The sequence below is a fragment of the Nocardia panacis genome (genome assembly GCF_003598715.1).
In the GTDB taxonomy this organism is placed as follows: Bacteria; Actinomycetota; Actinomycetes; order Mycobacteriales; family Mycobacteriaceae; genus Nocardia; species Nocardia panacis.
This window is the reverse complement of record NZ_QZFU01000006.1, coordinates 205,989-224,340: the sequence shown is the minus strand read 5'-3', so window position 1 is coordinate 224,340 and position 18,352 is coordinate 205,989. Positions and strand designations below refer to the sequence as shown.

The following is an 18,352-nucleotide window of genomic DNA, read 5'->3' as shown; positions in this document are numbered from 1 at the left end:
TTCGTAACTTACGGTACTGTAACCGGCATGGCGATCTCGGATGTCAAGGAGTACGCGCACCTCACCGAAGCCGATGTCGAGGCGCTCGGCGCGGAGTTCGACGCGATCCGGCGCGAAATCGAGGCATCGCGCGGCGAATCGGACGCGCGGTATATCCGCAATGTCATCCGATTGCAGCGCGCGCTCGAAATCAGCGGCCGCGCGGTGCTTTTCGTCAGCTTCCTGCCCCCGGCCTGGTTCGCGGGCGTCGCCCTGCTGAGCACCGCCAAGATCATCGAGAATATGGAGATCGGGCACAATGTGATGCACGGCCAGTGGGACTGGATGAACGATCCGGAGATCCATTCCAGCTCCTGGGAGTGGGACAACACCGGCCCCGCCAAGCACTGGAAGCACACCCACAACTACCTGCACCACAAGTACACCAACGTGCTGGGCATGGACGACGATATCGGCTACGGCCTGCTGCGCGTCACCCGCGATCAGCGCTGGCGGCCGTTCAGTATCGGCAATCCGGTCTACAACCTGCTGCTGCAGTTGTTCTTCGAATACGGCGTCGCCATTCAGCATTTGGAGCTCGGCAAGCTGGCCGCGGGCCGCTACAAGCCGGGCACCCCGGCCCGCGCGGAATTCGAGCGCAAGCGCACCGAGGTGCTCACCAAGGTGGGCAAGCAGGTCGTCAAGGACTACGTGGTGTTCCCGCTGCTCACCGGTCCGGCCTTCGTCAGCACGCTCACCGCGAATCTGGCCGCGAATATGATCCGCAATGTCTGGACCAACGCGGTCATCTTCTGCGGCCACTTCCCCGACGGGGCCGAGAAATTCACCAAGGCCGATGTCGACGGCGAGACGCAGGCCCAGTGGTATCTGCGGCAGATGCTGGGCAGCGCCAATATCTCCGGCGGCCCGATCACCCACTTCATGACCGGCAACCTCAGCCACCAGATCGAACACCACCTGTTCCCGGATCTGCCCAGCAATCGGCTCGGCGATATCGCGGTCCGGGTGCGCGCGCTGTGCGACAAATACGATCTGCCCTACACCACGGGTTCGCTGCCGGTGCAGTACTTCAAGACATGGCGCACCATTCTCAAACTCACCCTGCCGAACAAGTACCTGCGCGATACCGTCGACGACGCGCCGGAGACGGCCTCGGAGCGCAAATTCGGCGGCAATGCCCACAGCATCATCGATCCGGTCACCGGTAAACGGCGCGGGCTGCGCACCGCACTGGCCACCAGTAGGCGCCGCCTCATCCGGCGGGGCCGCGCCATCGCCGGTCGCGCGCCGCAGCCGGTCGGCTGAGTCGGGGGCCGGTCGGTGCGCGCAACCCGCTGCTGATTGACTGGCGGCGTGGTTGCGGAACTGACGGTCTACGAGGCGATTCGACTGCGCCGCGATGTGCGCGCCGAATTCACCGGGGCGCGTATCGACGAGGCGGCGCTGTGGCGGATTCTCGATGCCGCGCATCGCGCGCCCAGCGTCGGCAATTCGCAGCCGTGGGATTTCGTGGTGGTGCGCGATCCTCGGCGTTTGCGCGCTTTCGCCGAGCATGTGGCCGATCAGCGCCGGGCCTTCCATGAGTCGCTGCCGCCGGAGCGGGCCGAGGTCTTCGATCCGATCAAGATCGAAGGGATCGCGGAGAGCGGCACCGGCATCGTGGTGACCCATGACGACGCGCGCGGCGGCCCGCATGTCCTCGGCCGTGCCACGGTGCCCGAGACCGGCGTGTACTCCACCGTGTTGGCCATCCAGAATCTCTGGTTGGCCGCGACCGCCGAGGGCGTCGGCGTCGGGTGGGTGTCGTTCTACGATCCGGAATTCCTCACCGGGCTGGTCGGCCTGCCCGCGGGTATTCGTCCGGTGGCCTGGCTGTGTGTGGGTCCGGTCCGGGAATTCCAGACGGTTCCGGATCTGGAGCGCTTCGGGTGGCGGCGCGGTCGTCCGCTCGATGCCGCGGTGCATCAGGAGAGCTACGGCGCGCGGTGATTGCGCGGCATGCGGTGATTCGGGTGCGGCGCCACCGGTTCTACCAATCGGTATTGGCGTTCAGCGCCACCAGCAGCAGGCGAATGGCGGCTACCCGGCGCTCCTTGCCGGGTAGCCGATCCAGGGCGCACTCGGGATCGGCGGGCGGACCCAGATGGGTGCAGCCGCGCGGACAGTCCTCGATCGCCCCGGCCAGATCACTGAACGCGGCCAGCACATCGTCGGGGGTGATGTGCGCCAACCCGAACGACCGCACGCCCGGTGTATCGATCACCCAGCCCCCGCCTTCCAGCGGCAGTGCCACCGACTGAGTGGAGGTGTGCTTGCCCTTGCCGACGCCGGAGACCTCGCCTACGGCCCGATCCGCCTGCGGCACAAGGCGATTCACCAGAGTCGACTTGCCGACCCCGGAGTGGCCGATGAGTGCGGTGAGGCGGTCGCGCAGCAGGTCGCGGATCGGTTCGAGCGGGTCGTCGCGGCCGCCGTGCACGATGGTGAGATCGAGATCGTCGAAGGCGGCGGCGAATTCGGAGTCGGCGGCCAGATCATGTTTGGTCAGACACAGAATCGGTTGCAGCCCACCGGCATACGCGGCCACCATGGCCCGCTCCACGAATCCGGTGCGCGGCGGCGGATCGGCCAGCGCCACCACGATGAACAGCCGCTCGGCATTGCCCACCACGATCCGTTCGAACGGGTCGGAGTCATCGGCGGTGCGGCGCAACACTGTTCGGCGCGGCGCGACCCGCACGATGCGGGCCAGGCTGTCGGGTTTGCCGGACAGGTCGCCCACCACGTCCACCTCGTCGCCCACCACGATCGGGGTGCGCCCCAACTCCCTGGCGCGCATGGCCACGATCGGACGCTCCGGATCGCCGCCGAGCACACAGCCCCAACGGCCCCGATCCACGGCGATCACCATGGCCGATTGGGCATCGCTGTGGCTCGGACGCGTCTTGGTGCGCGGTCGCGTACTCCGACCCGGACGCACCCGCACATCGGATTCGTCGTAGCTGGCGGCGGAGCGTCCGGCCCGGCTCAGCGCGCGACTCCCAACATCCGCTCCCATAGTCCGACGAAGTTGGGCAGTGTCTTGCCGGTGGTGCCGATATCCTCGATCGCCACACCGGGCACCCGCAGACCCAGGATCGCGCCCGCCGTGGCCATGCGGTGGTCGGCGTAGGAGTGCCAGTCGCCGCCGCGCAGCGGGGCGGGGTTGATCTCCAAACCGTCCTCGGTCTCGGTGACGTCGCCGCCGAGCCGGTTGATCTCGGTGGCCAGGGCGGCCAGCCGGTCGGTCTCGTGGCCGCGCAGATGCGCGATACCGCGCAGCACAGACGGCGAATCCGCCAGTGCGGCGAGTGCGGCCACCGTGGGGGTCAACTCACCCACGTCGTGCAGGTCGATATCGATGCCCGCCAGTCGGTCCGGGCCGTGCACGGTGAGCACGCCGTCGAAGATGCGCGCCTCCGCGCCCATGCGGACGAGGATCTCGCGGATGACATCGCCCGGCTGGGTGGTCAGGCGCGGCCAATGCGGAATGCTCACCTCGCCGCCGGTGACGGCCGCCGCCGCCAAGAACGGGGTGGCATTGGAAAGATCCGGTTCGATCTCCCAGTCCACCGCGCGGATGGGGCCGGGATGCACCGACCAGGTCTGTGCGCCCCTGGCGCCCGCGGGCGCGTCGACCTTCACCTCGGCGCGCCGCAGCATCTCCACCGTCATCTCGATATGCGGCATGGACGGCAGCGCCTTGCCGGTGTGGTGCACCACGACGCCCTCATCGAAGCGGGCCGCCGACAGCAGCAGGCCGGAGACGAATTGCGAGGACCCGGAGGCGTCGATGGTGACCGGCCCGCCGCGCAGCGCCCCGCTGCCGCGCACCGTGAACGGCAGCGCGTTGCCGTCGATCCGCGCGCCGAGCGCGCGCAGCGCGTCCAGGATGGTGCCCAGCGGGCGCACCTTGGCCTGCTCGTCGCCGTCGAAGTGGACATCGCCCGCCGCCAGTGCCGCGACCGGCGGCAGGAACCGCATGACGGTGCCCGCCAGACCGCAATCGACCGTGCCGCCTGCGAATGTCGCCGCGGGGGTGACGGTCAATCGGTCCGCCTCGCCCTCGATCCGCACGCCCAGTGCGCGCAGCGCGCCGATCATCAACTCCGTGTCACGGCTGCGCAGCGCGCCCGTCAGGGTGGATGGCCCCTCGGCCAGCGCCGCCAAGATCAATGCCCGGTTGGTGATCGACTTGGACCCCGGCAGGGTCACGGTCGCGCGAACCGGGGCATCGACGTGGGGTGCTGGCCAGAAACTCACGATGTCCATAGTGACGCATGAGTCGCATGGACACACCAGCGGCGGGCCGTTATTTATTTCGGCCGTGCAGAATCGGGATGAGCCTGCGCAGCAGGGCCACCGTCGATGGGGTGCGGGTATAGCTGAGCAGGGCCATACCGGGAATCGCGAAGCGTTGCACCGCGATCGAATGCGGGCGGGCGAATTCGCGCAGTCCGGCCGCGCCGTGGATGCGTCCGATACCGGAGTCGCCGACGCCGCCGAAAGGCAGGCCGGGGATGGCGGCGAAGGACAGCACCGAATTGACCGAGGTGGCCCCGGCCCGCAGTCTGCGGGCGATCTCGAGGCCGCGGCGACGCGAGTACACCGCCGACCCGAGCCCGTATTTGTTGGCGTTGGCGAGTGCGACGGCCTCGTCCACGCCCTCGACGGTGCGAATGGTGACGGTGGGGCCGAAGGTCTCCTCGCGCACCGCCTCGGAATCCTCGTCCACGTCGACCAGCACCACCGGGTCGATGTAGGGACCTTTGATGGATTCGGGTCCGCCGAGTGCGGCGGTGCCGCCACTGCGCAGTGCCGCTTCGATATGCCGTTTGACGATATCGATCTGGCTCGGCATGGTCATCGGCCCGTAGTGCGCGCCCGCGCCGGAACCCGGTTTGACCTCGGACAGGATGCGGGTGACCTCGGCGACGAATTCGTCGCGCACCGACCGATCCACGTACACGCGCTCGACGCCCGCGCAGGTCTGCCCGCTATTGGCGGTCGCGCCCCAGGCCACCGCGTCGGCGGCGGCCTTCAGGTCGGCGTCGGCGGCCACGATGACCGCGTCCTTGCCGCCGCATTCCAGCAGGACGGGGGTGAGGGTCTCGGCCGCGGCGGCCATGATGCGTTTGCCGGTGGCGGTCGACCCGGTGAAGGCGATCTTGTCGACGCCTGCCGCGACCAGGGCGGCGCCGGTCGCCCCGGAACCGTTGACGGTGGCGAAAATCCCCTGCGGCAGTTCGGGATTGGCGCGGACGAAGCTCTCGGCGAAATAGTTGCCGACGCTGGTGGAATATTCGCTGGGTTTGAACACCACGGTATTGCCCGCCGCGAGCGCGTAGGCAATGGAGCCGTTGGGTGTGTAGACCGGATAGTTCCAGGGACCGATCACGCCGACCACACCCAGCGGGCGGTGTTCGAGGCGTGCGGCGAAATTCGACATGAGCAGTCCGGGTGCGATGCGCTGCGGACCGAGAACCTTCTTGGCGTGTTTGGCGGCCCAGTCGATGTGCTCGACGACGAGCAGCAGTTCCAGGTAGGCGTCGTCGAGCGGTTTGCCGTTCTCGCGGTGGATGAGCGCGCTGAATTCCGCCGAGTCGGCGACCACCCGGCTTTTCCAGCGCAGCAGGTGGGCGCGGCGGGCGTCGAAATCCAGTGCGCCCCAATACGCGGCGGCGGTGCGGGCGCGGGCGACGGCCGCGCGCACCGCGGCTTCGTCGGCGCGGGGGTGGGTCGCGATGACCTCGCCCGTGGCCGGATCGACCGAGGTGAAAGTGTCCTGATCCGGACTGGTGTCGGTGGCTGTCACGGCAATCTCCTCCGGTGCCGCGGCGCGGCGTCGTGAGAGAATGTTAGGTCGAAACTCTCATTCGGTCACCCGCTAGCATTCGACCGGGGTGATTCCTTCGGGAAATCGGCCGCTACGACTCCGGTATCCGTTTGTCGGCACGCGATGGGAGTATCCGAATATGTGCGGACGCTACGCGACCACCACCAATCCGGCCAGGCTCGCCGCCGATTTGGACGCCATCGACGAGACGGGTCCCGACGCGGGCGCGTTCACCAACTACAACGTCGCCCCCACCACGCAGGTGCTCACCGTGGTGCGGCGGCACGACCGCGACCATCCCGACGATCAACCCCGGCTTCGGGTGCGGCGGATGCGCTGGGGACTGATCCCGGTGTGGACCAAGACCGCCGAACCCGGTGTCCCGATCAAGGGCAAACCGCTGTTCAACGCCCGCGCCGACAAGGCGGCCACCACCGCGTCCTTCCGCGACGCCGTCAAGTACCGGCGCTGCCTGGTGCCCATGGACGGCTGGTACGAATGGCTGGTCGAATCCGCGCCGAACGGCAAGGCGATCAAACATCCCTACTACATGGCCGACGCCGACGGCGGCCGCCTCTATATGGCCGGGCTGTGGTCGGTGTGGCGGGATCGGTCGCTGCCCGAATCCGAACCCATGCTCTCGTGCACCATCCTGACCACCGACGCGGTCGGCGACCTGACCCGCGTCCACGACCGGATGCCGCTGCCGATGCCGCGCGAACACTGGGCGGCCTGGTTGGATCCGGACCATCCCGCCCCCGCCGAACTCCTGGCGACCCCCACCCCGGACCTGGTGGCCGATATCGTGGCCCGCCCGGTCTCGACGCTGGTCAACAGCGTCAAGAACAACGGGCCGGAACTGCTCACCCCCACCGCCTGCACCGAGGCCGGTCAGATCAGCCTGCTCTGACCGGCCCGGCTACGGAGTCAGTACTGGCATTCGACCGACTTGTTCGCGATGCTCAGCGCGCATTTGGCGGTATTGCCGATCAGGTCGATCATCTCGGTGGCGAATCCGCCGCCGAATTTCTCGATCCGGTCCATGGTCTCGACCTCGGGGTCCCGGCGGGGATAGCTGTAGTCGAGGGGGAATTCCTGCTGGTTCCGGTTCGGCCCGCTGTAGTAGTCGAGGGGCTGCCCCTGAGTCGGATCCTGGGTGGTGGCGGGCGCGTTCTGGGTGGTGGCGGGCGCGGCGACGGCCGCGGGAGCCAGTAGAGCCGAGGTACTCGCGGTTATCATCAACGCACCGAACAGGGCAACGACAACTTCGCGCGCACGCATATTCGCATCACTCCTCGGGATTGGACGATTTTCGGCCCGTCCAGTAACGCACAGCGGGTACGAAACCCCGCGCAACCGCGCCGCCCCCGCGCCTTGTCTAGGCGATCACCGGTGCGGCCACCGCATCGGTGAGTCGGATCAGATCCGCGGGCGCGACCTCGATCTCCAGACCGCGCTTGCCCGCGCTGCACAGTATTCGGTCCCAGGACAGCGCCGATTCGTCGATCACCGTCGGCAGCCGCTTGCGCTGCCCGAGCGGGGAGATGCCGCCGAGCACGTATCCGGTGCTGCGTTCGGCCTTCGCTTTCTCCGCCATGGCGGCCTTACCCGCGCCGAGCGCGGCCGCCGCGGCCTTGAGCGAGAGGGTATTGGGCACCGGCAGCACGGCGACCGCCAGCGATCCGGTGCCCAGTTCGATGATCAGCGTCTTGAAGATCTGGGCGGGTGCGACACCGAGTTCGGCGGCCAGCGCGGCCACCGCCTCCGCGCCGAAGGACTCCGCGCGCGGATCGTGCGCGTAGCTGTGGACCCGGTGCGGCATACCGGCTTTGGCCAGCGCGGTGATCGCCGGAGTCGCGGTTCCCTTTTTGCGATCGACAGCCATGCGCGTCACCCTAACCGGGTGACGCGCGCGCCACCCAGTCGTTTTCGCGCGGGTGCGGGAACAGTCGGCCGTCCGGTCTTGTTGTCGGCTATACAAACCCCGAATAAACAGTGATCGATGCGAAGGAGAGGTCGGTGCCCGTTCTGCTGAAAGAACGCCGAGCGCCGGGTGACGGCGCTCGATTCCCATTCGATATGCCGCAGCCGGTAGATTTGGCTGGTACGGCGATCGAAGGGATTGGTGTGACGAGCGACGAAGGCGTGGTGACCGAACCGGAGGCCGGTGCTGCGATCGGCGCTGCCGGAAAAACGGTCGACGATCCCGGCAAGGTGGTCGACGATCCCGGCGCGGTGTCCGATGTTCCCGCGGGCGAGGAGGCGGTGGCCGACGAGGCGGAGTTGGCCAAGCGTTTCGAGCGCGACGCGCTCCCGATGCTGGATCAGCTCTACGGCGCCGCGCTGCGCATGACCAGGAATCCGGCCGATGCCGAGGATCTGGTCCAGGAGACCTTCGTCAAGGCGTATCAGGGGTTCCGTTCCTTCAGGGAGGGCACCAATCTGCGTGCCTGGCTCTACCGGATCCTGACCAACACCTACATCAACTCCTACCGCAAGAAGCAGCGCCAACCCGCCCAGTACCCGACCGACGAGATCACCGACTGGCAGTTGGCCGCCACCGCCGAGCACACCTCGACGGGTCTGCGCTCGGCGGAGGTCGAGGCGTTGGACGCGCTGCCCGACGACGACATCAAGAGCGCTTTACAGGAATTGCCCGAAGAGTTCCGGATGGCGGTGTATTACGCCGATGTGGAGGGGTTCCCGTATAAGGAAATCGCCGACATCATGGGGACCCCCATCGGTACGGTGATGTCCCGGCTGCACCGCGGCCGTAAACAACTGAAGGGTTTGCTCGCCGATGTGGCGCGCGAACGTGGATTCCACCGCACCGGTGCGGCACGTCAGGAGGTCAAGCAGTGAGTCACGAGCATGACCCCGATATGGAATTGGACTGCACCGCCGTGCTGGCCGATGTCTGGCTGATGCTGGACAACGAGTGCGACGAGGCCACCAAGGCGCGGTTGCAGCACCATATAGACACCTGCGGCCCCTGCATCGAGGCGTACGGCATCGAAGAGAAGCTCAAGCGCCTGCTGAACCGCAAATGCGGTGGCGACAAAGCGCCCGAGTCGCTGCGCGATCGGCTCACCCTGGAGATCCGCCGCACGGTCACCGTCACCGAGGTCGAGACCGAATCCTGAAGGTAGGCAAAAGAATTCGAGCGGCATGCGCTCTCCGTGCTCTTCTCGGAGGCGCGTGCCGCTCGATTTCCCGGCGAGCCGTCGCTCAGGCGTTGGGCCGTTTGCCGTGGTTGGCCGCATTTCCCTTGCGCCCGCGCTTCTTACGTCCGCGTTTACCCATCGGTAGTCTCCCTTCTGATTGAAGACCATTGTTTCACGTGTGGTTGGCTGTAGCTGCAGCGGATGCGGGTCCCCGCGGATCGCGCGGGAATCGGGTTGTCATGGGCGAGGAACGAGGTTTTCATGGCTGAGGAAGTGCGTGCGGAGATGGTGTCGACCGTGCTCGCCGTCGAGGTGGCCGTGGGAGAACGGGTGCACGTGGACCAGACCCTCGTCCTGCTCGAATCCATGAAAATGGAGATCCCGGTGCTCACCGAGGTGGACGGGGAGGTCACCTCCATCGCCGTCGCACCGGGGCAGGTGCTCCAGCAGGGCGACCTGATCGCCGTCATCTCCTGAGCCCGACCGATCCGATTTTCTCGACCCTGACCGAACAAGCGAAGCGGTAGACCGAACGTGGCGACACTCAGCGAGCTCCTGGCCGAACACACCGACCTGCCCGGCGTCGCGGTGGATCATCTGCAGCGGGTGGTGGGGGATTGGCAACTGCTGGCCGACCTGTCCTTCGCCGATCTGCTGCTGTGGGTCGGGGCCGGACCGGTGGCCGACGGCGCGGAGGTGGTGTGCGTGGCCCAGTGCCGCCCGACCACGGCCGCGACCGTGCACGTGGAGGATCTGGTCGGCTCCACGGCCTCCAAGGACGACCACCCGCAGGTCTTCGAGGCGCTGCTGACCGGCAAGATCGTGCGCTCCGACAGCGAGGTGGAGGCGGGCGGCGTCTATCACCCGCATCCGGTGCACGCCACCCGCGAGGCCATTCCGGTGCGCTGCGGCGATGACATCATCGCGGTGCTCAGCCGCGATACCGATGTGCAGCGCTCGCGGGTGCGCAGCACGCTGGAGATCGCCTATGTGGCCTGCGCCGACGACCTGTGCCAGATGATCTCCGAGGGCACCTTCCCCACCACCGAGGACCGGGCCGCCACCCATTCCAGCCCGCGCGCGGGCGACGGATTCATTCGCATCGACACCGAGGGCATCGTCGTCTACGCGAGCCCGAACGCGCTCTCGGCCTATCACCGCATGGGTTTGCAGAGCGATCTGGCGGGGCAGGATCTGGCCGTCACCACGCGCTCGCTCATCACCGACCCGTTCGACGCGCAGGAGGTGGTCGGCGATATCCAGGCCGCGCTGGCCGGCCGCACCGGGCGGCGGATGGAGGTGGAGGCGCGCGGCGCGACGGTGCTGCTGCGCACCCTGGTGCTGCGTCCGCACGGCGCGCTGGCGGGGGCGGCGGTGCTGGTGCGCGATGTCACCGAGGTGAAGCGGCGCGATCGGGCGCTGCTGTCCAAGGACGCCACCATCCGCGAGATCCATCACCGGGTGAAGAACAACCTGCAAACCGTCGCGGCGCTGCTGCGCCTGCAGGCTCGTCGCACCGAGAACGAGGAGGCGCAGGTCGCGCTGACCGAATCGGTGCGCCGGGTCACCTCGATCGCCTCGGTGCACGAGATGCTGTCCATGTCGGTGGACGAGGAGGTCGATCTCGACGAGGTGGTGGACCGGCTGCTGCCGATCATGGCGGATGTGGCGACGGTGCACACCGCGCGGATCAAGGTGCGCCGGGCCGGATCGCTCGGCGTGTTCTCCGCCGAGCGGGCCACCCCGCTGGTGATGGTGCTGACGGAGTTGGTGCAGAATGCGATCGAGCACGCCTTCGATCCGGGCCAGAACGGTACTGTGACGATTCGTTCGGAGCGTTCGGCGCGCTGGCTGGATGTGATCATCAGCGACGACGGGCGTGGGCTGCCACCGGGATTCAGTCTGGAATCCTCCGACCGGCTCGGTCTGCAGATCGTGCGCACGCTGGTCACCGCGGAACTCGGCGGATCCATCGGGCTACATCCCGGCGCGGATATCGGCACCGACGCGGTGTTGCGCGTTCCGCTCGGTCGGCGTTCGGGTCGCTGAGAGTTCGCCACCAATTGCCGGGCGCCGCGGCCAATTGGGGAATACGCGGTGCGCGCCCGCATCGAGTGGCGCGGGTATTCGAACAAAAAACCCGGCACCTCGGGTGCCGGGTGAATGCGTTACCGGGCCGGGCTGCAAGCCCGGTAACCGATCGTCGAGTTAAACGACGGTGCGGGTGCGGGTGCGCGCGTTGCGACGCTTCAGCGCCCGGCGCTCGTCCTCACTCATACCACCCCACACGCCGGCATCCTGTCCGGACTTCAGGGCCCAGGACAGGCAGTCGGCAGTAACGGGGCAGCGAGCGCAGACCAGCTTGGCATCGGCAATCTGCGCGAGCGCGGGACCGCTGTTACCCACCGGGAAGAACAGCTCGGGGTCCTCGTCGCGACAGATGGCCTTGTGGCGCCAGTCCATTCCTCTGCTCCTTTGCTGGGCACCGCAAAAGGGTGCCTATGGTTTGTGGTCCGTTCACTTGTGCGACTCGAATGTTTCCGCACGGTTGCTTGTGAATGCTTTCACGAACACCGTAGATGTCAATAGGTTTGCGGTGCACCGTGGGGAAGCTCACGCTCACTAGGAAACCCCGAGGGGGAACCTGCCCGGTCCTTTGTACTCGCTCCGGATGTATTTCGCAGCGCAACTGCGAGGTTTTTCCCGGCGTTTCGCGTTTCAGGAGGGGCGGGGCGCGACCACATCGAGGATGCCGGGAACCGAGGTGAAATCCACCACGTTACGTTTCCCGATGTAGTCGCCATCGATTTGCAGGCCGATGGGCTCTTTGGTCTCGATCCGGATAGAAGGCACATCGTCGCGCCGAAACAAAGTGCGGGACTTGGGGTTTCCCTCGGCCGCCAGCAACTGGCGAGCGAGCAGCAGCGTCGGCAGCACCCCCATGGAGCGCACCGCGAAAACGCCCAGACCCGTCTCGAATCGGGTGCCCGGATTGGTGTGTACCGGCGTGGATTCGAGATAGGTCCACGGTGTGGTGTTGGTGACAAACGCGTAGTGCACGCCGGTGACCGTATCGAATCCAGGCACCTCGACAGTCGCCTCGGGGGCGTGCCGCCTGGCCTTGAAGAACTGGCGGACGGTGGTGCGCAGATAGCGGGCGGGGGTGGCCGGATGGCCGTCGGCCCGGCTGCGATCGATGGCCTCGCACACATCCGCGTCCAGACCGACGCCCGCGCTGAAGGTGAACCAGCGGTCGTCGGCCAGGCCGAGGCCGATGCGGCGCTGCGGGGTCTCGCCTCGACCGCCCCGATCCAGACTCAACAGGTCGACCAGCTGGTTGGTCGCGGCGACCGGATCGCGGGGGATGCCAAGGGCGCGGGCGAACACATTGGCCGAACCGCCAGGGATGACCCCCAGACGCGGCATCCACGCTTGGCCGTCGTCGAGTTCGGGCAGCGGCAGAAAACCGTTGATGGTCTCGTTGACCGTCCCGTCGCCGCCATGCACGACGATCAGGTCCATTTCGTTGGTGGCGGCCCACTGGGCCAGTTCGGCGGCGTGGCCGCGATGCTGGGTGTGCGCGACGGTGAGCTGCGTGCGGCTCTCGAGGGCGTGCGCGAGCAGATCCCTGGTCGCCGGAGTCGTCGAGGTGGCGTTGGGATTCACGATGAGCAGCGTCCGCACCTTCGAAGCGTAGACGGGGCGGGTCGTAGGCTGGGCGCGTGGTGGACAACGAACATGCGGCCGTGCCCGCGACGGTGCGCGGCGCGGGCGCGCTGGTGGCGGTGGAGGGCGCGGTCGCGGTGATCGTCGCGGTGGTGCTGATCGCGCGCGGGCTGCTCGGTTCGGATCAGAGCGTGGCCAGCGGGTACGGCACGGCGGCGTGGTTCGGCATTCTCGGCGGCGGGGTGCTCGCGGCGGGCGCGGGCCTGCTGCTCGGCCGCCGCTGGGGTCGGGCCATCGCGGTCATCGCCCAGGTCCTGCTGCTGCCGGTGGTGTGGTCGCTGCTCACCGACTCCCACCAGCCGGTGTACGGCGCGCTGCTCGGCCTGGCCGCGGTGGCCTCGCTGGTGCTGCTGTTCGCGCCGCCGACCACCCGCTACATGGCGCACGCCTACGGGGCGGATCCCGAATAGTCCTGCGGCGCAGGCGGATTCGCGAACATCCCGCGCAGGGCATCCCGGCACAGTCGGTCGGCGCGGCGCGTGGTTTCCGGGACGCGGTACTTCGATGTCAGCGCCAGCACCTGCGCGCAGGCCGTATCGAGATCGATGCGATGGCCCACCGAGACGAAGACCGGCTTGACAGCGGTCCTGGTGCGCAGTGCCCGACCGACCACCGCGCCGTCGAGCACCAGATCCGACGCGGCGCCGCGCTCGCGACCCGGTTCGAGATAGTCGCCCCAGGCGTTCTTGGCGACGCCGATCGTCGACAGACCGGTCAGGATGCCCAGATGGCAGGCCAGTCCGAAGCGGCGCGGATGGGCCAGGCCCTGCGCGTCGCAGACGAGCAGATCCGGTGTGGTGGTGAGCTTTTGGAGGGCCGACACCGTGGTGGGCAGTTCGCGGAAGGCGAGCAGGCCCGGCACGTACGGGAATTCGGTGTGCCCGTGCGCCACCGCGGTTTCCACGGTCGCGCCGGTGACGATATCCAGGACCACCACCGCGGCGGCCACCGTGCCGTCCGCGGCGTAGGCCGAATCCAGGCCGGCCGCCGTGCGGAATTCGGGTCGGGTCGGATTGCGGGTATCCACCAGGGGGCGCAATTCGTCCTGGACGACCATGGCCTGCTCGGGTGTCCTCGGCCAGCGGGCGGGGGAGTCGATGCGCATCGCAGGGTTACGTCGTTGTCGCGGCCAGCTTTTCGAGTGCGTCATCACTGAGGCGATAGCCGACCCATTCGGATTGGGCCACCGCGCCGAGGGATTCGTAGAAATCGATCGACGGCTGGTTCCAGGTGAGGACCGACCAATCCAGGCGGGCGTAGCCATTGGCCACCGCCTCCCGCGCCAGCGTGACCAGAAGGCTCTTGCCGTAACCCTTTCCGCGCATCTCGGGCTTGACGAACAGGTCCTCCAGGAAGATGCCGTGCACGCCGCGCCAGGTGGAGTAGTTGCGGAACCAGATCGCGCCGCCGACGATCTCGCCGCCCTCGTCGACCACATGCGCGAAAAGCGCGGGCGCGGCGCCGAACAGCGCCTCGCGCAACTGCTCCTCGGTGAGATGGCATTCGTGGCTTGCCTTCTCGTACTCGGCCAGGGCGTGGACGAGTTCGACCAGGCCGGGGATATCGGCCTCGGTCGCGCGGCGAATGGTTCCGGTCACTGCTGTGCTCCATCGATAGTGTGAACAAGATTGTGCGCCAATATGGTTCGCGCCTCGTGCTCGTGACCGAGCACGGTGGCGGCGGCCGTGGACATGGCGAAGCGGCGGCCCTCCACGATATCGAGTCCGGCCCAGCGCGCGATGAGCGCGCGCGAGAAATGACCGTGGCCGACCAGGATCACATCGCGTTCGGGCAGGGCGGGCACCGCGGCGGCCAGCACCCGGTCGGCCCTGGCGCGGACCTGCGCGGCCGTCTCGCCGCCGGGCGCCGCGCCGGTCCAGATGGTCCAACCCGGCGCGGATTCGCGGATCTGCGGGGTCGTCATGCCCTCGTAGTCGCCGTAATCCCACTCGACCAGGTCGTCGTCGACGGTCGCATCGGCGAATCCGGCCAATTCCGCGGTGCGCACGGCCCGCTGGCGCGGGCTGGTCAGCACCAGCGGATCGCGCAATTTCAGCGCGGCGAGCAACTGTCCGGCGGCACGGGCCTGATCCTCGCCGCGTTCGGTCAGCGGGAGATCGGTGCGGCCGGTATGTCGATGCGCGGCCGACCACGCCGTCTCACCGTGGCGTAGCAGCACTAGGCGAGCATCCTCTGGTTCGGGCATGGGTCAATCATGGGCTACTCGCCGGGATCGGGGGTACCGGGTTCGGTCGCGGGCCGGTCAGCCCAGTGCGAACAGGGTGGCGCCGCGCTTCTCCAGGATGACGGCGCCGAGCACCGACAGCGAAAGGGGTGCGCCACCGTAGTCGGGGCGATCGACCGGAATTCTGGACTGCTCCGCGCCCGTCGACGGATCGAGCACCGCGATCCCCCCGGCCACCGGCAGCAGCAGCCGACCCGCCATCAGCGCGGGCGTGCCCACAGCGCCGGGAGCCTGCCACAGCTGGTCGAAAGTGCTCGCGCTCAAAGCGATCACGCTGTCGCCGGTGAAGACGAAGAAGGCCGAGCCGATGCGGGTGGTCGCGGTGTCCGCGATCGGCGCGGGCAGATCGCGCAGCAGCAGCTGATTGCCGGAGGCGTCATAGATCCCGATGCGCGGACCGGCGGGCGCGTCGGCCACCGGATGCGGCGCGGGCGGCAGATACAGCGCGACGCGGCTGTCGGAGACCGCGAGCACCCGCACACCGGGCGCGTCCGCGCCGGGACCGGTGAGCACGTGCGAGCCGTACTCCTCCGGGACGGTGTTGTCCTTGGGTGCGGGATTGAGCACGCTGAGCCGATTGGACGGATCGTTGGGGCAACGCTCCACCACGGCCAGCCGGGCCGCGCTCGAGCCGGCCGAGAGCAGGGTGCAGCCCGTGCGCGGCTGGGTCTTGGCGTTGACCTGGGCGTCGACATATCCGTATTCGACCGTGCGCACCAGATCCGAGCGCCACATCTCCAACCTGTCCCGCCCCGCGGCCAGCACGTAGGTGCCGTCGACCGAAAGGCGGACCGATTTGTCCATATAGCTGCTGCGGGCGGTGCGCCGCGACCCGTCCTCGCCCGCCAGCAAGGTGGCCTGGCTACAGCCGCGCTGGTCGCGATACACCGCGATGACCATCCCGAACTGCGACTCCACCCCGCACAGCGGCATATCGCGTCGGTAGCGCCACACCTGCTCGCCCGTCGTCAGGTCGTGGCCGACGACCGAGCCCTCCTCCCCGGTGACCGCGACGCCGCCCGCGACCAGCGCACGGGCGTCCGCGCTGTCGGGGGCATGCCACAGTTCGCGCAGCCCGGTGGGCAATTTGTCGGCGGGGGTCGGCGCCGTCGCGGGGTGGGTGGCCGTCACCGATTCGGTGCCGCGCGCGTCGCCGCGCGCCCACACCACGATCGCCGCCACCACCACCAAGACGGCTATCACGACCGCGGAGATGATGTCGGCGCGCGTCCGCCGCTCGGGTGCGAGCACGTGAGCGAGAGTAGCGGATTCGGCGCGCTCAGGCCGATGCGGTCGCGACGGTGGGGATGGGTTCCCCGGCCTGCGCCGTGCCTGCCGCGGACTCCTCGCTCGGGCGGCGACGGCGACGAGTGCGGCGCGGGGCCGCCTGCTCGCCCGCGTCGGCGGCCGGAGCCTCGGTCGACTGCGTGCTGTCCCCGGTGGCCGTCGCGGTGTCGGCGACTTTCGCGCGGGTAGTGCGGGTCCGTCGCCGGACGGGCTTGGCGGGCTGCTCGTCCTGCGAGGTCTCCGACTCGGGCGCCGCGGCGGTGAATGCGGCAACATCGGATGCGGTCACTCGGGGTGCGGCAGCATCGGATACGGCAGCGTCATGCTCGGGCGTCGGGGCGTCCGCGTCGACGGAATCGGTTGCGCCCGACTCGGATTCGACCGCGTTCTCCTCGCCGCCGCGCCGCCGCCTTCGCCTGCGGCGCGCGGGACGGTCCTGCTCGTCGTCCGCGAGAGCCGGTGTGGCATCCGGGTTCTCGGCGGTCGGCTCGGTATCCGTCTCGAGCGCGGCGCCATTCGCCTCCACCGGCTGACCACCCCTGGTGCGCTTGCGGTTGCGCTTGCGCGCGGCGCGGGCGGGCCGCTCGACGACCTCCGCGTCGGCCGCGCGCTCGGGGCGCGGCTTGCGGACCAGGCCCGTAACGCCCTCCGGGATGCCGAGATCGGAGAATAGGTGCGGCGAACGCGAGTAGGTCTCCACCGGCTCCGGGATGCCGAGGCCCAGCGCGGCATTGATGGCGGACCAGCGGTTGAGTTCGTCCCAGTCGATCAGGGTGATCGCGACGCCGGTGCGCCCGGCCCGGCCGGTGCGGCCGATACGGTGCACGTAGGTCTTCTCGTCCTCCGGGCACTGGTAGTTGACGACGTGGGTGACATCGTCGATATCGATGCCGCGCGCCGCGACATCGGTGGCGACCAGTACATCGATGGCGCCGCGCCGGAACTTGGCGAGCGCCTTCTCCCGCGCGATCTGGCCGAGATCGCCGTGGACCGCGCCGACCGCGAAACCGCGTTCGGCCAGTTCGTCGGCCACCTTCTGGGCGGTGCGCTTGGTCCTGGTGAAGATCATGGTGGCCCCGCGGCTCTCGGCCTGCAGGATGCGCGCGATCAGTTCGCTCTTGTCCAGCGCGTGCGCCCGGTAGACGAACTGTGCGGTGCGGTCGTGCACCGCCGAGTCGTGCGGCTCCTCGGCCCGGATATGGGTGGGGCGGGTGAGGAAGGTGCGGGCCAGGGTGATGATCGGGCCGGGCATGGTGGCCGAGAACAGCATGGTCTGCCGCTTCTCCGGGACCATGTTCAGGATGCGCTCGATATCCGGGAGGAAGCCCAGGTCGAGCATTTCATCGGCCTCGTCGAGCACCAGCACGCCGACCTTGCCGAGGATGAGGTGCTGCTGGTCGGCCAGGTCGAGCAGGCGACCGGGAGTGCCGACGACCACATCGACTCCGGCGCGCAGTGCCTCGATCTGTGCCTCGTAGGGGCGGCCGCCGTAGATGGAGGTGACCCGCAGCGGGCCGCGTCCGCCCGCCAGGTGCTTGGCGGCGTTCTCCAGGTCCTGGGTGACCTGGATGCACAGTTCGCGGGTGGGCACGATGACCAGTGCCCTGGGGGTGCCGTCCAACGGTGTGACACCGGATTCCGGGGTGGCGACGCGATGCAGCAGTGGCACTCCGAATCCGAAGGTTTTTCCCATACCCGTGCGGGCCTGGCCGATCAGGTCCTCACCGGCCAGCGCGAGCGGCAGGGTGAGTTCCTGAATGGCGAAAGTGCGTTCGATGCCGATCTCGCCGAGTGCGCGCACGATTTCCGGGCGCACGCCCAATTCCGCGAATGTCGGTGCGGTATGTGTCGCGTCCAGTTCGGCCGTCAACAGGGTGTCGGTCAGACCCGGTTCCGGTTCTACGGTGATCTTGCTCAGGTTCTTCGCCTTCCTCGTATGCGCGTCCCGCGCGCACCGAGGGTGTGGGGCGGACCGGCCGGTCCGCGACGACCACATCTCCGCTTGTCGCTGTTCACCGCCGTGCCGCAGCCGGATCACGGGGCCAGCTGTGGGCC

Annotated in this window: 20 protein-coding genes and 1 pseudogene; 8 read left to right on the top strand and 13 right to left on the bottom strand. The window is 68.3% G+C overall.

What is annotated here, in order from left to right; genetic code table 11:
- Positions 1-27: 27 nt before the first annotated feature.
- Together D5S18_RS01415 and bluB are read left to right on the top strand one after the other, a co-directional pair.
- Positions 28-1,305, top strand: a complete 1,278-nt coding sequence (locus tag D5S18_RS01415) for a fatty acid desaturase family protein (RefSeq protein ID WP_120037097.1) — start codon at positions 28-30, stop codon at positions 1,303-1,305.
- A 36-nt stretch (positions 1,306-1,341) separates the two neighbouring features.
- Positions 1,342-1,989, top strand: coding sequence for a 5,6-dimethylbenzimidazole synthase (bluB, locus tag D5S18_RS01410; protein WP_439651064.1), 648 nt, complete (start codon positions 1,342-1,344; stop codon positions 1,987-1,989).
- Positions 1,990-2,029: 40 nt separating this feature from the next.
- Here bluB and rsgA read toward each other — a convergent pair whose 3' ends face one another.
- From rsgA to D5S18_RS01395, 3 genes are read right to left on the bottom strand one after another with little or no spacing between them, the layout of a single operon-like run.
- Complete coding sequence (gene rsgA, locus D5S18_RS01405) at positions 2,030-3,058, bottom strand: ribosome small subunit-dependent GTPase A (protein WP_120037093.1); 1,029 nt, start codon at positions 3,056-3,058, stop codon at positions 2,030-2,032.
- The gene (gene aroA / locus D5S18_RS01400; protein ID WP_120037091.1) at positions 3,028-4,311 is read right to left on the bottom strand and encodes a 3-phosphoshikimate 1-carboxyvinyltransferase; all 1,284 of its coding nucleotides are present in this window, start codon (positions 4,309-4,311) and stop codon (positions 3,028-3,030) included. The genes rsgA and aroA overlap by 31 nt, the downstream gene beginning before the upstream one ends.
- A gap of 40 nt (positions 4,312-4,351) precedes the next feature.
- Entirely contained in the window at positions 4,352-5,854 is a 1,503-nt protein-coding gene (locus tag D5S18_RS01395) for an aldehyde dehydrogenase family protein (protein WP_120037089.1), read from the bottom strand.
- Positions 5,855-6,014: 160 nt separating this feature from the next.
- Between D5S18_RS01395 and D5S18_RS01390 the strand changes: the two genes are divergently transcribed.
- Positions 6,015-6,785, top strand: a complete 771-nt coding sequence (locus D5S18_RS01390; RefSeq protein ID WP_120037087.1) for an SOS response-associated peptidase — start codon at positions 6,015-6,017, stop codon at positions 6,783-6,785.
- Positions 6,786-6,802: 17 nt separating this feature from the next.
- Here D5S18_RS01390 and D5S18_RS01385 read toward each other — a convergent pair whose 3' ends face one another.
- Positions 6,803-7,156 carry a hypothetical protein gene (locus tag D5S18_RS01385; protein WP_120037085.1) on the bottom strand — a complete coding sequence of 118 codons (354 nt, stop codon included), beginning with the start codon at positions 7,154-7,156 and terminating at the stop codon, positions 6,803-6,805.
- Between the two features lie 97 nt (positions 7,157-7,253).
- Entirely contained in the window at positions 7,254-7,760 is a 507-nt protein-coding gene (ybaK, locus tag D5S18_RS01380) for a Cys-tRNA(Pro) deacylase (RefSeq protein WP_120037083.1), read from the bottom strand.
- 236 nt (positions 7,761-7,996) lie between these two features.
- On the opposite strand from ybaK, the gene D5S18_RS01375 reads away from it, so the two are divergent.
- Both D5S18_RS01375 and rsrA read left to right on the top strand, forming a co-directional pair.
- On the top strand, positions 7,997-8,737 hold the full coding sequence (locus tag D5S18_RS01375) for a sigma-70 family RNA polymerase sigma factor (protein WP_439651068.1): 741 nt from the start codon (positions 7,997-7,999) through the stop codon (positions 8,735-8,737).
- A 20-nt stretch (positions 8,738-8,757) separates the two neighbouring features.
- Positions 8,758-9,018 carry a mycothiol system anti-sigma-R factor gene (gene rsrA / locus D5S18_RS01370; RefSeq protein WP_120037343.1) on the top strand — a complete coding sequence of 87 codons (261 nt, stop codon included), beginning with the start codon at positions 8,758-8,760 and terminating at the stop codon, positions 9,016-9,018.
- A gap of 85 nt (positions 9,019-9,103) precedes the next feature.
- On the opposite strand, the gene D5S18_RS36540 is transcribed toward rsrA, so the two are convergent.
- Positions 9,104-9,178 carry a 50S ribosomal protein bL37 gene (locus D5S18_RS36540; RefSeq protein WP_120037341.1) on the bottom strand — a complete coding sequence of 25 codons (75 nt, stop codon included), beginning with the start codon at positions 9,176-9,178 and terminating at the stop codon, positions 9,104-9,106.
- A 122-nt stretch (positions 9,179-9,300) separates the two neighbouring features.
- Here D5S18_RS36540 and D5S18_RS01360 point away from each other — a divergent pair, with 122 nt between their 5' ends.
- Together D5S18_RS01360 and D5S18_RS01355 are read left to right on the top strand one after the other, a co-directional pair.
- Positions 9,301-9,516 carry a biotin/lipoyl-binding carrier protein gene (locus D5S18_RS01360; RefSeq protein WP_120037081.1) on the top strand — a complete coding sequence of 72 codons (216 nt, stop codon included), beginning with the start codon at positions 9,301-9,303 and terminating at the stop codon, positions 9,514-9,516.
- A gap of 57 nt (positions 9,517-9,573) precedes the next feature.
- Positions 9,574-11,088 (top strand): sensor histidine kinase, encoded by a 1,515-nt coding sequence (locus tag D5S18_RS01355; RefSeq protein WP_120037079.1) that lies wholly within the window; start codon positions 9,574-9,576, stop codon positions 11,086-11,088.
- A gap of 159 nt (positions 11,089-11,247) precedes the next feature.
- On the opposite strand, the gene D5S18_RS01350 is transcribed toward D5S18_RS01355, so the two are convergent.
- Entirely contained in the window at positions 11,248-11,502 is a 255-nt protein-coding gene (locus D5S18_RS01350) for a WhiB family transcriptional regulator (RefSeq protein WP_011211115.1), read from the bottom strand.
- Positions 11,503-11,757: 255 nt separating this feature from the next.
- Positions 11,758-12,723 (bottom strand): diacylglycerol/lipid kinase family protein, encoded by a 966-nt coding sequence (locus D5S18_RS01345; protein ID WP_120037077.1) that lies wholly within the window; start codon positions 12,721-12,723, stop codon positions 11,758-11,760.
- A gap of 38 nt (positions 12,724-12,761) precedes the next feature.
- On the opposite strand from D5S18_RS01345, the gene D5S18_RS01340 reads away from it, so the two are divergent.
- Positions 12,762-13,175, top strand: a complete 414-nt coding sequence (locus D5S18_RS01340) for a hypothetical protein (RefSeq protein WP_239003459.1) — start codon at positions 12,762-12,764, stop codon at positions 13,173-13,175.
- Here the strand turns inward: D5S18_RS01340 and D5S18_RS01335 are convergent.
- The 5 genes and pseudogenes from D5S18_RS01335 to D5S18_RS01315 form a co-directional block, all read right to left on the bottom strand.
- Positions 13,154-13,870: an endonuclease V gene (locus D5S18_RS01335; protein ID WP_120037075.1), complete on the bottom strand. Its 717-nt coding sequence runs from the start codon at positions 13,868-13,870 to the stop codon at positions 13,154-13,156. The genes D5S18_RS01340 and D5S18_RS01335 overlap by 22 nt on opposite strands.
- A gap of 7 nt (positions 13,871-13,877) precedes the next feature.
- Positions 13,878-14,363 carry a GNAT family N-acetyltransferase gene (locus D5S18_RS01330; RefSeq protein ID WP_120037073.1) on the bottom strand — a complete coding sequence of 162 codons (486 nt, stop codon included), beginning with the start codon at positions 14,361-14,363 and terminating at the stop codon, positions 13,878-13,880.
- Positions 14,360-14,971, bottom strand: coding sequence for an acid phosphatase (locus D5S18_RS01325; RefSeq protein WP_120037071.1), 612 nt, complete (start codon positions 14,969-14,971; stop codon positions 14,360-14,362). The genes D5S18_RS01330 and D5S18_RS01325 overlap by 4 nt, the downstream gene beginning before the upstream one ends.
- Positions 14,972-15,028: 57 nt before the next feature.
- Entirely contained in the window at positions 15,029-16,261 is a 1,233-nt protein-coding gene (locus D5S18_RS01320) for an Rv3212 family protein (RefSeq protein ID WP_120037069.1), read from the bottom strand.
- 562 nt (positions 16,262-16,823) lie between these two features.
- Positions 16,824-18,293 (bottom strand): annotated as a pseudogene (locus D5S18_RS01315) (DEAD/DEAH box helicase); the annotation flags it as partial.
- Between the last annotated feature and the right edge of the window lie 59 nt (positions 18,294-18,352).